General features: G+C 70.7%; 15 protein-coding genes. 12 read left to right on the top strand and 3 right to left on the bottom strand.

Going from position 1 to position 13,465, the window contains the following annotated elements; translation table 11 throughout:
• Positions 1–84: 84 nt before the first annotated feature.
• Complete coding sequence (locus ACQPXB_RS43445; RefSeq protein WP_432847748.1) at positions 85–957, top strand: helix-turn-helix domain-containing protein; 873 nt, start codon at positions 85–87, stop codon at positions 955–957.
• A 72-nt stretch (positions 958–1,029) separates the two neighbouring features.
• On the opposite strand, the gene ACQPXB_RS43440 is transcribed toward ACQPXB_RS43445, so the two are convergent.
• The gene (locus ACQPXB_RS43440) at positions 1,030–1,443 is read right to left on the bottom strand and encodes a hypothetical protein (protein WP_432847746.1); all 414 of its coding nucleotides are present in this window, start codon (positions 1,441–1,443) and stop codon (positions 1,030–1,032) included.
• Positions 1,444–1,519: 76 nt separating this feature from the next.
• On the opposite strand from ACQPXB_RS43440, the gene ACQPXB_RS43435 reads away from it, so the two are divergent.
• The 3 genes from ACQPXB_RS43435 to trpC all read left to right on the top strand — a co-directional run bounded on the left by ACQPXB_RS43435 (position 1,520) and on the right by trpC (position 4,387).
• Complete coding sequence (locus ACQPXB_RS43435; protein WP_366585597.1) at positions 1,520–2,548, top strand: hypothetical protein; 1,029 nt, start codon at positions 1,520–1,522, stop codon at positions 2,546–2,548.
• On the top strand, positions 2,545–3,459 hold the full coding sequence (locus tag ACQPXB_RS43430) for a MazG family protein (protein ID WP_432847744.1): 915 nt from the start codon (positions 2,545–2,547) through the stop codon (positions 3,457–3,459). The genes ACQPXB_RS43435 and ACQPXB_RS43430 overlap by 4 nt, the downstream gene beginning before the upstream one ends.
• Positions 3,460–3,610: 151 nt before the next feature.
• On the top strand, positions 3,611–4,387 hold the full coding sequence (trpC, locus tag ACQPXB_RS43425; RefSeq protein WP_432847742.1) for an indole-3-glycerol phosphate synthase TrpC: 777 nt from the start codon (positions 3,611–3,613) through the stop codon (positions 4,385–4,387).
• Here the strand turns inward: trpC and ACQPXB_RS43420 are convergent.
• Complete coding sequence (locus tag ACQPXB_RS43420; protein ID WP_432847740.1) at positions 4,384–5,316, bottom strand: zinc-binding dehydrogenase; 933 nt, start codon at positions 5,314–5,316, stop codon at positions 4,384–4,386. The genes trpC and ACQPXB_RS43420 overlap by 4 nt on opposite strands.
• Positions 5,317–5,636: 320 nt before the next feature.
• On the opposite strand from ACQPXB_RS43420, the gene ACQPXB_RS43415 reads away from it, so the two are divergent.
• From ACQPXB_RS43415 to ACQPXB_RS43380, 8 genes are all read left to right on the top strand, one after another.
• Positions 5,637–6,206 (top strand): TetR/AcrR family transcriptional regulator, encoded by a 570-nt coding sequence (locus ACQPXB_RS43415; protein ID WP_366585735.1) that lies wholly within the window; start codon positions 5,637–5,639, stop codon positions 6,204–6,206.
• Between the two features lie 500 nt (positions 6,207–6,706).
• Positions 6,707–7,264, top strand: a complete 558-nt coding sequence (locus ACQPXB_RS43410; RefSeq protein WP_432857054.1) for an RNA polymerase sigma factor — start codon at positions 6,707–6,709, stop codon at positions 7,262–7,264.
• Complete coding sequence (locus tag ACQPXB_RS43405; RefSeq protein WP_432847738.1) at positions 7,261–8,037, top strand: zf-HC2 domain-containing protein; 777 nt, start codon at positions 7,261–7,263, stop codon at positions 8,035–8,037. The genes ACQPXB_RS43410 and ACQPXB_RS43405 overlap by 4 nt, the downstream gene beginning before the upstream one ends.
• A gap of 21 nt (positions 8,038–8,058) precedes the next feature.
• Positions 8,059–8,862 carry an ABC transporter ATP-binding protein gene (locus ACQPXB_RS43400; RefSeq protein ID WP_432857051.1) on the top strand — a complete coding sequence of 268 codons (804 nt, stop codon included), beginning with the start codon at positions 8,059–8,061 and terminating at the stop codon, positions 8,860–8,862.
• Complete coding sequence (locus ACQPXB_RS43395; RefSeq protein ID WP_432847737.1) at positions 8,859–10,184, top strand: hypothetical protein; 1,326 nt, start codon at positions 8,859–8,861, stop codon at positions 10,182–10,184. The genes ACQPXB_RS43400 and ACQPXB_RS43395 overlap by 4 nt, the downstream gene beginning before the upstream one ends.
• Positions 10,181–10,735 (top strand): hypothetical protein, encoded by a 555-nt coding sequence (locus tag ACQPXB_RS43390; protein ID WP_432847735.1) that lies wholly within the window; start codon positions 10,181–10,183, stop codon positions 10,733–10,735. The genes ACQPXB_RS43395 and ACQPXB_RS43390 overlap by 4 nt, the downstream gene beginning before the upstream one ends.
• A 103-nt stretch (positions 10,736–10,838) precedes the next feature.
• A complete protein-coding gene (locus tag ACQPXB_RS43385) occupies positions 10,839–11,453 on the top strand; it encodes a TetR/AcrR family transcriptional regulator (protein ID WP_432847734.1) in 615 nt (204 codons plus the stop codon).
• Entirely contained in the window at positions 11,453–13,036 is a 1,584-nt protein-coding gene (locus tag ACQPXB_RS43380) for a carboxylesterase/lipase family protein (protein ID WP_432847733.1), read from the top strand. Before ACQPXB_RS43385 ends, ACQPXB_RS43380 begins: the two co-directional genes overlap by 1 nt.
• 5 nt (positions 13,037–13,041) lie before the next feature.
• On the opposite strand, the gene ACQPXB_RS43375 is transcribed toward ACQPXB_RS43380, so the two are convergent.
• Entirely contained in the window at positions 13,042–13,452 is a 411-nt protein-coding gene (locus ACQPXB_RS43375) for a PPOX class F420-dependent oxidoreductase (protein WP_366585617.1), read from the bottom strand.
• Positions 13,453–13,465: the final 13 nt, after the last annotated feature.

Here is a 13,465-nt window from a genome sequence, read left to right as displayed (position 1 = left end):
CACAGCCGGAAACACCCCGACTTTTGGGGGAACCACCAGCGCAAACGTTGGAGCGTAAGCGGTTTCGGCCGTACCGTCTTTCGCATGCATGATCGCTATTCGACTGTGCGGGGGCGCCAACTCGGTGTCCGTCTGCGAGAGCTGATGGCCGAACGCCATTGGGGTGTGCGGGAAATGTCGCGCCGGCTGGACTGGCCGCCGACCCGCATCTCCAACATGTTCTACGCGAGGCGTGGCACCAAGTACGTAGACGTGGTCAAGATGCTCACCCTCATGGGCGTGGTCGGCGAGGAGGCCGACGAAATCTATGCGCTCTGCGAAGACATAGACAAGTTCGGCCTCGTGGAGTCTCCGTTGGACCGGCGAAGGCGGCGGTTGCGGACTTTGGAGAACTTCGAAGCCGAGGCTTCCTCCATCTTCGCCTTTCAGTCGAACCTCATTCCCGGCTTCATGCAGACCGAGCGATACTGCCGAGCGCAGATGGAATCCTCGGTCAACCTGCAGGGCGATCTCGAGGGGTATGTCAACCGGCGGATGAAGCGCCGCGATGTTCTCGACCAGTCGCAGACCCAGTTCGAATTCGTCCTTCACGAGTTCGTGCTGCGGCTCGACTTCGGTGGAGCGGACCTCATGGCCGAGCAGCTTTACCATCTGCTGCGCTTGGTGGTACGGCCGGACATCTCGATTCGAATCGTGCCGGCTTCAGCCGGTCCCCATGTAGGGGCAAGTGGAGGCTTCGCGCTACTGGAGTTCGAAGAAGCGGATTCGGTGGTGTACATCGACACCGAGGCGGTCAATCTCTTCCTCGAAGATCCCGAAGAGATCGCCATGTACGGCAACCTCCGTCGGCGCCTGCGCGAGCAAGCGCTGACCGAGACCGACTCGAGGCGGTTCATCACAGACCTCGTCGCCGAGCTCTATCCAGCTTCCGACGAAGGTCTGCAGCTCCAGTTCTGACCAGCCCCACGGCCGTATCGATGAGAAGAGCCGGCCACATCACCGTCCCCGCGGCCGCGTGGCAGGAACTCCTCAGCCGTCTGCACTGAGCTGGAACATCGGCGGCTCACCTGTCGCCAGCTGTAAACGGACTTCCTCTTTCGGCGTGGGCACCGCGCCCGCGTCGGCCCTCGGCTTGGGCCGGGGGTGGCGCGGCACCCGCGATCCCGACCCGCCACCGCGGCCGTTGTAGATCACCAGGCCCCGGTCGGGGTCCGGTACCGCGTCCAGCGCGGCCGTCACGGCGGCCAGGCCGCGGAACCGCTCCCGTTCCAGCAGGTCGGGGAACTCGATCTCCAACGTGACACCCCACTGGTGCACGTGCCAGGTCCACTGCAAAGCCCCGTGAGTCACTGCGGCTTCGGTCAGGTTGTCGCCGTGCGCGCGTTGCCAGGCGCGGGCCGGGAACTCCCCGTCGAGAACCTCGATCGACAACCATGAGTCCATTTGTCGACAATAACGCTTCGCGCACCCCGATGGTGTTGCGTTTCGGGGGCGGCGGTGTGAGAGGGTATGGCCTGTGATGCGGATCATGGGGCGCCTCGGCTCGAAGAAACGGTCTAGCGCGCTGGCGGGTGTCGTCGCCAGTGGCCTTCTGCTCGCCGGGTGCGGCGCCGGGCCCAGCCAGGTGGGCGCCGCGGCCGTCATCGACGGCCAGGTCACCACCATCGACCAGGTGCAGACCCTGCTGGACAAGGCCGTCCAGGAGCAGCCGTACGCGCAGCAGCTCGCCGCGCAGCACAAGCTCGACCTGGTGGGCCGGGAGATCGTCCGCCAGCAGCTGCTGCACGCCGTGGTGCAGAAGGCGGCGCAGAAGGAAGGCCTCGTCGCCGACGAGGCCACCATCTCCGCCGCCCTGGCGCAGGGCGACCCGCTCGCCGGACCCATGCCGGAGAACCTCGCGCAGGACCAGCCCGCGGCCGTGACACAGCTCGTGCAGCGGACCCGCGACCACCGCGAAGCGCTCACCGACGCGTACTTGGAGCAGCAGCTCGCGGTGAAGTACCTGCCGAAGCTGTCGGTCACTCTCGACTACGTCGTGATCGCCGGGCCGACCGCCGATGGTCAGGCGCCGTCGGTCGACCCGGCCGATTCGCGTGCCGAAGCGCTGGCGAAGGCGCAGACGTACGCGGCCGACCCGGCCGCCGTGCAGGCGGATCTGGCGAAGGGCGCGCAGGGCAACGTCGGCGAACCGCTTGCGGCGCTGTCGTCGCCCGCCGATGCCGGGTCGGTGCTGTTCGGCACGGAGCCGAACAACGTCATGGCGTTCCAGCCCAACCCGAGCCAGCTGCCGAGCGAGTGGATCGTGGCCGTGGTGAAGCAGCGCTCCACCGACAAGCCCGTCTCGACCGACCAGGCGCAGCAGCCGACGCCGGACCAGATCGGGGCGATCGGGGTGCGGATGCTGCAGCCGTATGTCGGCGACGTCGACTACAAGATCAACCCGCGTTACGGCGTGTGGGACACCGTGGGCATGGACCTCGCGGCCAACGCGAACAGCCTTCAGGGCCTCCTCCTGCCCGTCCGGGGTAGTGCTCCGGCTCAGCAGTGAGCGGGTCGGTTGTCGTCGTCGCGCACGGGGCGACGGTGCCGGCCGAAGCGGTCGGGTTGTTGCGTGGCGCCGCGGTGTACGCGGCTTCGGACGTTGACGCCGCCCAGTTCGGGGTGCCGCCGGTTCCGGCGGGGATCGCAGGCGACCGCGTCCTGATCACGGCGTCGACCTCGTCGCCGGAAGCCGCCGCGCTCGTGGCCGCGGGTGCGCGCGTGATCGAGGCCCCGGTCGCGCCGCTGGTGGAGGCCGCCGAGGTCATGGACCGGCTGCGCTCGCCCGGCGGCTGCCCGTGGGACGCGGTGCAGACGCACGAAACGCTCCGGCAGTACCTCGTCGAGGAGACCTACGAGCTGCTCGACGCCATCGAGGAGAACGACCGCGAGGCCCTGCGCGAAGAGCTCGGCGACGTCCTCCTGCAGGTGCTCTTCCACGCCCGCGTGGCCGCGGAAGACGCCGAGGACCCGTTCACGATCGACGACGTCGCGCGGGCGTTGACGGCGAAGCTCGTCGGGCGGCACCCGCACGTGTTCGCCGACGCGGCGAAGGTGGCCACGGTCGACCAGCAGAACCTGAAGTGGGAAGAGCTCAAGCAGGCGGAGAAGCAACGTCGCTCCATTGTGGACGGTGTCGCGCTCGGTCAGCCGGCCGTCGCGTTGGCCGCGAAGCTCGGGCAACGCAGCGGGCGGGCGGGGATTCCGCTGGACCTGTTCCCGGCGGGCTCGGACCCGGCGGCGCAGCTGTTCCGCACGGCGGCCACGGCGCGCCGGGCGGGCACCGATCCCGAAGGTGAGCTGCGGGCCGTCGCGAAGCAGTTCGCGCGGGACATCCGGGCGGCCGAGGATGCGGCGCGCGAGGCGGGCGTGGAACCGTCGACGCTGGAAGCGGACGGCTGGCGCAAGTTCTGGCCGTAACGGGCGTTTCGGGGCTTTTTCGCGCGTCCGTTCGGCCACGCTGGGTGCCCTGGGCGGTACGTCACGCAGTGATCGCGCGCACTCCCGCGTGCCTTCTGTCCCGGGTGGACCGACGATGGTGGCTGGGCGGTCGTCGGTGGAGGAGTTGGGTATGAGCGTGCTGGACGGGATTCTCGAGGGTGTCCGGGAGGATCTGGAGGAGCGCAAGCGGTCGACGTCGCTGGCCGACCTGCAGGCGCGCGTCCGCGACCTGCCGCCGACGCGGGATCCGCTGCCCGCGTTCCGCGCTTCCGGCGTGTCGATCATCGCCGAGGTGAAGCGCAAGAGCCCGAGCAAGGGCGCGCTCGCCGAGATCGCCGACCCGGCCGCGCTCGCGGGCCAGTACGAGCAGGGCGGGGCGGCGGCCATCAGCGTGCTGACGGAACGTCGCCGCTTCGGCGGGTCGCTGGCGGACCTCGAAGCCGTGCGGGCGCGGGTGGACATTCCGGTGCTGCGCAAGGACTTCATTGTGGAGCCGTACCAGCTGTGGGAGGCGCGGGCGTCCGGGGCGGACCTGGCGTTGCTGATGGTCGTCTCGCTGGAGGGTTCGCTGCTCGACGACCTGTACGGCCTCGCGGTGGAGCTGGGCCTGACGCCGCTGGTGGAATCGCACACGGCCGGCGAACTGGAGCGCGCGGTCGCGTCCGGCGCGCAGGTGCTGGGCATCAACGCGCGTGACCTCACGACGCTCGAGGTCGACCGGACCGTGTTCAAGGAGCTCGGCCCGCAGATCCCCGCCGACCGTGTGCGCGTGGCGGAGTCGGGCGTCGCCGGCCCGGGCGACGTCGCGGAGTACCGCGGCTGGGGCGCGGACGTCGTCCTGGTCGGCGAGGCGCTGGTGCGCTCGGGCGACCCGGTGACGTCCGTCCGCGACTTCATCCAGGGTTAGGGCTTCAGGACGATCCGGCCGAAGACCTCGCCGTCGTCCATTTTCTGGTGGGCTTTGGCGGCTTCGTCGAGCGGCAGGATTTCGTGGACGACGCCGTGGAATGCCGCGTCCTCGAACTGCTCCAGGCGCACTCGTTGTAGTTCCGCGCGGGGCACGGTGTCGGCGCTGAAGGTCATGAACGAGAGGGACTTCTGGAAGTTCTGCAGCAGCTTCGCGGCGAAGTCGGCTGGCGGCATCCCGCCGACCACGCCCACGACCACGAGGCGGCCGTTGGGGTTGAGCTTGTCGAAGACGTCCGGCAGGTTCGGGCCGGCGATCAGGTCGATGATGACGTCGTACTTGCCTTCGCCGCTCGCCGCCCGGTCGAGGACCTCCGTGGCGCCGAGCTTCTTGAGGCGCTCGCCTCGTGCTGTGCTCGACGTCGTGACGGCCACGGTCTTGGCGCTCCTTGCCGCCAGCTGAACCGCCGACACCCCGATGCTCCCGGCCGCCCCGCGCACCAGCACGGCCTCGCCTTTCCGGAAGTGCGCATGCGCCAGGGCGAAGTGCGCGACGGCTCCCGACGTGCCGATGGCCACGGCGTCTTCGCTGCTCAGGCTCTCGGGGATCGGCAGGAAGTCGCTGGCCACCGCCTTCTCGGCGTACCCGCCGCCGGTTCCGGTGAACGCCCACATCCGCCGGCCCTTCAGGCTCCCGTCGAGCCCTTCGCCGACCCCGATGACCGTCCCGGCGACCTCGCTGCCGGGGATGTGGCCGGTCTTGAAGCCGTAACTGCCGAGCGTGCCGCGCCGGATCACCGCGTCGACCCCGCCCACGCCGATCGCCTCGGTCTCGATGAGCACCTGCCCCGCCCCCGGTGCGGGCTCCGGCACCTCGACGACCCGCAACCCGTCGGCCGGCCCGAAGTCCTGAATCGCCACTGCTTTCACCTGCGTGTTCTCCTCTCGTACGGCCACCGACGCTAACGGACGGGGGCGTCCGCTTCGGCTAAAGTGAGAGCGTGACGGCTCGTTTGCCTCAGACCTCGCGCCCCGCTGTTTCACGCGCGGACGCTCCCTCGGTTGATGCCGCTTCGCCTGCGGACGCTTCGCGGGCCTCGGGCTCGGAGGCCATTGCCTCGGGTGATGCTGCGTCGCCTGCAGCTGGCGTGGGCCCGGTTGCTTCGCGGCCCGCCACGCCGCGCGCTGAGGTCGGCGACTCAGCCGCTTCGCGCCCCCTCCGCTCCGACGCCCGCGACAACCGCGACCGCATCCTCACCGCGGCCCGCGAGGTCTTCGCTGCCGAAGGCCTCGACGTCCCGATGCGCGAGATCGCCCGCCGCGCCGGCGTCGGGCCGGCCACGCTCTACCGCCACTTCCCGACCAAGGAAGACCTGGCGGGCGCGGCCTTCGCCGATCAGCTCCAGATCTGCCGCCAGATCGTCGACGAGGGCCTCGCCACCCCCGACCCGTGGCTCGGCTTCTGCCTGGTGATCGAAAAACTCTTCGCCGTCCACGCTCGCGACCGCGGCTTCACCGCCGCGTTCCTCTCGCGCTTCCCGCGCGCCTTCGACTTCACCACCACCCGCGACTCCGCCCTCGCCTCGATCGCCGAGCTCGCGCGCCGCGCCAAAACCACGGGCCACCTCCGCCCCGACTTCGTCGTCGACGACCTCGTCCTGGTCCTCATGGCCAACAACGGCATCCACGCCACCTCGCCCGCCGCCCGCATCGCCGCTTCCCGCCGCTTCGCCGCACTGGCGATCCAGGCCTTCCGCGCCACCCCGCAACTGTCGCCACTCCCACCGGCGGCCCGCATGCCCCTGCACCCAGTGGTGTAACCACGGCGGCACTGGCCAACGGCCGTCGCTGCTTCTCGCCGCGCGGCCGCACTGGTGGTTGAGGCTTTCTGCGCTACGGCGCTGCCGCGTGCGGCTCGGATGCCCTGTACCCGGGCGGTGTGACCGCGGAGGCGCGGGCCGGCGGGCGTCGCCGCTTCTCGGCGCTTCGCCGCGCTGGCGATCGCAGGCCTTCCGCGCCATCCCGCAGCGGCCGCCTGCGGCCCGTATGCCCTGCACCCAGTGGTGTAACCACCACGGCGGGTTCGCCCCTGTCGGCTGTGTGCCTCGCACGCCGAGGCCGGATTCCCGCAGCGTCGCGAGCAGGCCGGAGCATCCGAGCGACCTTGCCCGTCGCCTCCGCTGCCTCAGCGGTCCAGGCCATTCGTGCATCCCCCGGTCACAACCACTTCCAGCCGCGGCACGCAGCCCTGCACCCAGGGGTGTGACCCAAACCACACATCGACGAGAACCGTGGGATGATTCGCGGCGTCTTGCCTGATGTGAAGCACCAGAAGCCCGCGACAGAGGTGGACGAGGAGAAGCTCGTCCGCCGGGTTGCGCGGGGTGATCGGGCGGCGTTCGAGGAGTTCTACCGGCGGACGGCGCCCTGGTTGGCGGTGCGGTTGCGGCGCCGGTGTGCGGATGAGCAGGTCGTCGCGGAGGTCATGCAGGAGACGTACCTCGCGGTGTGGCGCGCGGCCGGGTCGTTCGCCGGAGCTGCGGCCGGCGGGTCGGCGGTCGGGTGGGTGTGGACGATCGCCGCGAGAAGGCTGGTCGACGCGTTTCGGCGGAGGGCGCAGCACGCGCAGGTGCCGACCGTGACGCAGGTCGACGTGATCGCGCCGGCGGCGGAGGAGGAAGCGCTCCGGGGCACCGTCGGCGACGAGGTGGGCGACGCGCTGCGCACGCTCGCCCCCGAGCTGCGGCAGGTCCTGCAGGCGATGGTGCTCGACGGGCTGTCCGTCCGCGAGACCGCTGTGCTGCTCGGGCTGCCGGAAGGAACTGTGAAGACGCGGGCGCGCCGCGCGCGGATCGCCATGCGAGAGGCACTGACATGAACCACGTCTCGGATCGACTCCTGACCGGCTACCTCGAAGGCGGCACCCTGCCGGGCGACGAGGAGTGGGCCGCCGAGGCCCACCTGGAGACGTGTTCCGTCTGCCGCGCGCGGCTGGCGCAACTGTCCACATCGGACCCCATGATCGAGACGGTCTGGAATGGACTCCAGCCCCAGCTCACCACCAAGCCCCAACGCGTACCCGGCCGCTTCACGGCCCGCAGCTGGGCGACCCCGGTGATGCTGCCGTGGCTGGTGATGACGGTGCTGGTGGCGGTCGTGGCCGTACTGCTCGACCGCGGGTTCCAGGGAAACCTGTCGTTCGTCCAGATTTTCGCACCGGTTCTGCCGGTGCTGGGCGTCGCGGCGTCGTGGTCCCGCGGCCTCGATCCGGCGTACGAGCTGGTCGCCGCGAGTCCGCGGGCCGGTCTGGACCTCGTGCTGCGCCGCACGACGGCCGTGCTGGTGACCGTCGTTCCGGTGTTGCTGGTCGCGGGCTGGCTCACCGGCACGAATCTGGGGCTGGCACTGCTGCCGAGCCTCGCGTTCACCACGGGAACCCTGGCGCTGGGCGGGCTCATCGGCGTGAGCCGGGCGGCGTTCGTGCTGGTCGCGGCGTGGATCGCGGTGCTGGTGCTGCCGACGGTGGCCAAGGGTTCTTCGTTCGCACTGCAACCGGGATCGCTCCCGGTCTGGGGCGGGATCTTCGCGTTGACGGCTGTGGTGGTGGTGCTCCGCCGGAGCGCTTTCACGCGGCTCAGCGCGCATCACTGAGGGAGGAAGGGGACAATGGACATGCGGGCAGTCGAAGCCGCTGAGGTCGCTCCGTCGACCTATGCCTGGGAAATCCAGGCGGAAGCGCTGAAAGTACGGGTGGGGCGGCGGAAAATGGCCGTCGACGGCCTGGATCTGTCCCTGGGCAAGGGAGTCCACGGCCTGCTCGGGCCCAACGGGGCCGGCAAGACCACGCTGATCAGAGCACTGGCGACAGTGCTCCGGCCGGCGGAAGGCAGGCTGGCGCTGCTCGGTGAGTCAGTCGGGGGACACATCGACCAGCGCCGCCTGCGCCGGCGGATCGGGTACCTCCCGCAGACGTTCGGGTACTACAAGCGGTTCACGGTGCGTGAGTTCGTCGAGTACCTGGCGTGGTTGAAGGAGATGTCCAAACAGGACATCCCCGCCGCCGTGCAGCGCGCGATCGAGCGCGTGGGGCTGGCCGACCGCGCCGACGACAAGCTGAAAACGCTGTCGGGCGGCATGGTCCGCCGCGTCGGCATCGCGCAGGCCATCGTGAACGACCCGCAGATCCTGCTGCTGGACGAGCCCACCGCGGGCCTCGACCCGGCGCAACGCGTGCGCTTCCGCGAGCTCATGGCGCAGCTCGGACAGGACTCGTGTGTCGTCGTGTCGACGCACCTGGTGGAAGACGTCGCCACGGCGTGCACCGACGTGGTGCTGTTCGCCGAGGGCAAGCTCGTCTTCCAGGGCACGCCCGACCAGCTGGCCGCCGCCGGCACGCCCGAAGACATCGGCGACAGCCCCATCGAGCGTGGCTACTCGGCGCTGCTCAACCACGACCGGGGGAGGGGTTCCTGGTGAGCGTGCTGCGCACGGAGGCGCGCCGGACGATCGCGCCCTGGCTCCTGTTCGCGCTCTTGGCCGTGGGGCTGGGTTTCTTCTTCCTGTTCAGCGGGCCGTGGTGGAAGGACGCCGAGGCGTGGAACCTCCAGTGGACACCGTCGATCCTCTGGTCTCGTTACCTGCTTTCCCTGCTGTGGCCGATCATCGTGTGTGCGGCCGCGATCCAGGGGATGCGTGACCGACGGTCCGGAATGGACGAACTGCTGGCCACGACCCCGCTGCCCGTCGCGCGGCGCACGGCGAAGGTCGGGCTCGTCATCGGACTGTCCGCCGTGGCCGGTTACCTCCTGATCGTCGCGATCGGACTCGGCCAGGTGATCGCGAACGACGGGGTGTTCACCTTCACGTGGGTGCTGCCGTTGCTGGTCGGCGTCGCTTCGGTGGTGGCGGGTGCCGCCGTCGGGCTCGCCGTCGGGCGGCTGCTGCCGCACCCGCTGACGGCGCCGGCCGCCGGGGTCGTGGCGCTGGTGGTGGGCGTGTTCCTGCAGGTCGGGGGGGTGCGCGGGAGTGCCGTGCAGCAGGCGGTGCCGAACCGGATCGCGCTGCTCTCGCCCGCGGGTGGACAGCCGTACAGCGCGTTCGTGGACCCGGTCGTTTCGGTGTCGATCGGTCAGCTGTGCTGGTTGCTCGGACTCGCCGCCACGGGGTTCCTGGTGCTCGCGGCCCGGCGCTGGTTCGCCGTGCTGCCGGCTCTCGTCGGGCTGGCGATCGCGATCCCGATCTTCCCGGCCACGGCGACTGACAACTTCGTCGACAACCCGAGCGCGGCCGCGCCCGTGTGCGACGGTCCGGTGTGCGTCACGGCCCTGCACGGCGAATGGCTGTCCACTGTGGCCGGACCGGGAAAGGATGCGTTGGCACTGCTGGCAAAGCTGCCGTCCGCGCCGACGCATGTCGTAGAGACGACGACCTCGGAGAACAGGGCCCACGGCCCCGGCGACCCGTCCGCGCTCGTCGTCCGCCGCGACGACGCCGAACTGCGTGACGTCTCCGGCCGCGACCTCGAGTACGAGCTCCTCGCGACCGCCCCCTTCTGCTCCGGCCCGCCGACCGCCACGAAGGCGCGCTACATCATCGCCTCCTGGCTCCTCGGCGACCCGGGCGATCCACCGCACGCCGACGACTACGGTTCCTGGCTGACCACGCCGATGCACGACGTGGGGGCGCAGTTGCGCGCCCTGCCCGCTGCCGAGCAGCTCGCGCGCGTCTCGGCTGCGTACCAGGCTCAGCAGACCTGCTCCGGCGACCCGTACGCCTTGCTGACCGGGGCGTCGCAATGAGGTGGCTGACGCTCTACGCCCGCTCTCGCCGCCTGCCCGCGTCCCTTGCGGCCCTGGTCCTGTGCCCGCTCGTGATCCGGATCCTGGCCGGCGCCGACTGGTCGGTGCTGTTCGCCTCGCTGGCCCTCGGCGCTGCTGTCGCCGTCGCGGCCACCGGGCTCTCGGGCCAGGACGTGGACCTCGACCGCACCGCCGCCTTCGGCTGGTTCCCGCGGCGGCTCGTGCACCTGGTGCTGGTGGGCGTCGTGGCGGTCGGCGTGCTGCTCCTCGTGCGCGCCTCGGCCGTCCCAGCCCCTGTGATCCTGCGCGACGGCCTCGGCCTCGTCGGCCTGGCAGGCTTGGCCGCGTTCGCCTTCGGCGGCCAGTTCGGGTGGACGCTGCCTTTGCTGTGGCTGGTGCTGGCGCTCTTCGCACCTGCGGAACCGGTGGGGCTGTTCCGCGTGCTGGCGTGGCCTTTGCAGCCCTCGGACGTCGCGGTGTCGTGGTGGGTCGCGGGCGGACTGTTCGTGGTAGGCGCGGGGCTGTACTCGGCGGTGGGGGCGCGCCGCTGACCTGGGGGACCGGCCGGTTGTCGTACTCGCACGAGGGGCGGGTACGACAACTGGCTTTTTCGATGAGTGGCACCGATTGAACAGGGCTGCTAGCTGGTTGAACATGTCTGTTCAACCAGCTCAGGAAGGCGACACCGCGTCCTTCATCCACGCGGCCCGTCGCGAGCAGCTGGTGCGGTGTGCGATCGAGCTGATCGCCGAGGTGGGGCCGGCGAAGGCGTCGACGGTGCGCATCGCCGAGCGGGCCGGGGTCAGCCGCGGTGTGCTGACGTACCACTTTCGCGACCGGGCCGAGCTCATCGAGCAGGTGGTGCGGTCGGTGTACGACCTCGGGCTGGAGTTCCTGGGGCCGCGGATGGCGGCGGCGGCCTCGCCGCGCGAGGCGTTGCTGACGTTCATCGGCGGCAGCGTCGAGCTGTACGCCGCGCACCCGACGGAGATGGCGGCGCTCAGCAAGATCTATTCGGACAAAGACGGCGTGCCACGCGCCGGGCACCACCGGCACACGCGGGAGATGGCGGAGCTGGCAGCCGGCCTGCGCGCGGGTCAGGAGCAGGGCCAGTTCCGCGCGTTCGACGTGGACGTCATGTGCGCGACCGTCCGCGGTGCGCTCGACGCGGCGCTGGCCCACATCGCGGGCGGCGGTTGCGTCGAGCCGTACGCCTCGGAACTGCAGACCCTGTTCGACATCGCAACCACAGCACCAAGGGGAGACTGATGAGGCTTCACAGGATCGCCGCCGCCGCAGCCGTGGTGGTGCTCGCGTTGTCCACCGCGACCGGCGCCGCGGCCGCCGCGGCCGAGGACGCGCTGATGACCGTCCGGGTCGACACCGGCCTGCTGCACGGCGACGCGAACGCGACCACCCGCCACTTCCTCGGCGTGCCCTATGCGAAACCGCCGGTGGGCGCGCTGCGCTGGGTTGCGCCGCAACCCGCGACGTCGTGGTCCGGCGTCCGCGAGGCCACGAAGGCCGGCAGCCACTGCCCGCAGACCGCGGCCGGGCCGGGGCAGCCCGCGTCGGCCGATGAGGACTGCTTGTTCGTCAACGTCACCACCCCGCGCCGCATGGCGCCGGGCGCCAAGCTGCCGGTGATGGTGTGGTGGCACGGCGGCGGCTACACCAGCGGCGCCGGCGACGGCTACACCGCCGACCGGCTGGCCGACCAGGGCAACGTCATCGTCGTGACGCTCAACTACCGCCTCGGCGTCTTCGGCTACTACGGCCTCCCCGGCCTGCGCGGATCCGGCACCTTCGGGCTGCAGGACCAGATCGCCGGCCTGAAGTGGGCCAAGCGCAACGCGACCGCGTTCGGCGGGAATCCGGACAACCTGACCATCTTCGGCGAGTCGGCCGGCGGCATGTCGGTGTGCGCGATGCTGACGTCGCCGCAGGCCCGCGGCCTGGTCGACAAAGCGATCATGTCCTCCGGTTCGTGCCGGCTGAACTGGCCGGCCGGCGCGCTGTTCCCGGGCGCGCCCGCCGACCGGCCCTACACGTCGCTGCGGCAGGACCAGGCCGACGGCCTCGACGCCGCGCACGGCAACGGCTGCCAGAGCGACGAACTGGCGTGCATGCGCGGCAAACCGGCGGCCGACCTGGTGGCGCTGAACCAGAGCTTCTCCGACCACCTCGCCTACGGCACGCCGGTGCTGCCGCTGGACCCGGCGAGGGCGTTGCAGTACGGCCAGTTCGCGCACGTGCCGGTGATCTCCGGCGGAAACCGGGACGAGGAGCGCGCGTTCGTCGGCGGCGCCGTGATGGCCGACCCCACGCTGATCACCGACCAGACCTACCCGGCTCTGCTGAAGGCCGCCTTCGGCGCCGACGCCGACCGCGTCGCGGCCCAGTACCCGTTGGCGCGCTACGGATCCGCGCCACTGGCCTGGGCCACCGTCACCACCGACGCGGGCTGGGCCTGCCCCACGGTGACCGCCGACCAGGAACTCGCGCGGCACACGACCGTGTACCCGTACGAGTTCGCGGACCCCAACGCCCCCAACGTCAACGGCATCAACGTCCCCGGCTTCTCCCCGGGCGCGGCCCACGCGTCCGACCTGCCGTACCTGTTCGACCTGGGCGGCCTCGACCTGCTGAAGACCCAGCCCCAGCAGGACCTGGCGGCGAGCATGATCGCCTACTGGACGACCTTCGCCCGCACCGGCAATCCGAATCACGCGGGCGCCCCGAAGTGGCCGGCCGGGACGGCGCACGGGCGGCTTCAGCTGGTGCCCGACCAGATCCAGCCGGTGGACGCGGCAGCCGAGCACCAGTGCGGGTTCTGGTCGACGATCCGGTAGCGGCCTCAGACGTTGCGGTTGTTCGGCTTCATCTCCAACGGCGGCACGTCACCGTCGTCGATGCCCATGCTGATGATGCGTTCGGGGTGGAGCCGGATGACCGCGCCGTCGAGGTGCCCGTCGGGCGCGAAGACGTCGGTCAGCACCTCGGCGTGGCCGCGGATTTCCAGGCAGCGCACGCGCATGGGGTTCAGCGACGGGCGGTCGTCCACCACGAAGGCGGCGCGGCCGTTGGCGGCGACGTTGCGGTACTTGCGGCTCTGGGTCAGGTGGTAGCCGGTGATGTCGATGGCCTGGGCCTCGGCGTTGTAGGTGAAGCCCACGGGGCTGACCTGCAGGGTCCCGTTCGGCTGCTGGGTGGCGAGCCGGCCGAGACCCTGCGTGGCGAGGTAGTCGAGCTCTGCTGAGGTGAACATGCACTCCACCGTG

Source organism: Amycolatopsis sp. CA-161197, from assembly GCF_050942255.1.
Lineage (GTDB): Bacteria > Actinomycetota > Actinomycetes > Mycobacteriales > Pseudonocardiaceae > Amycolatopsis.
This window is presented reverse-complemented; position numbering and strand designations above follow the sequence as displayed.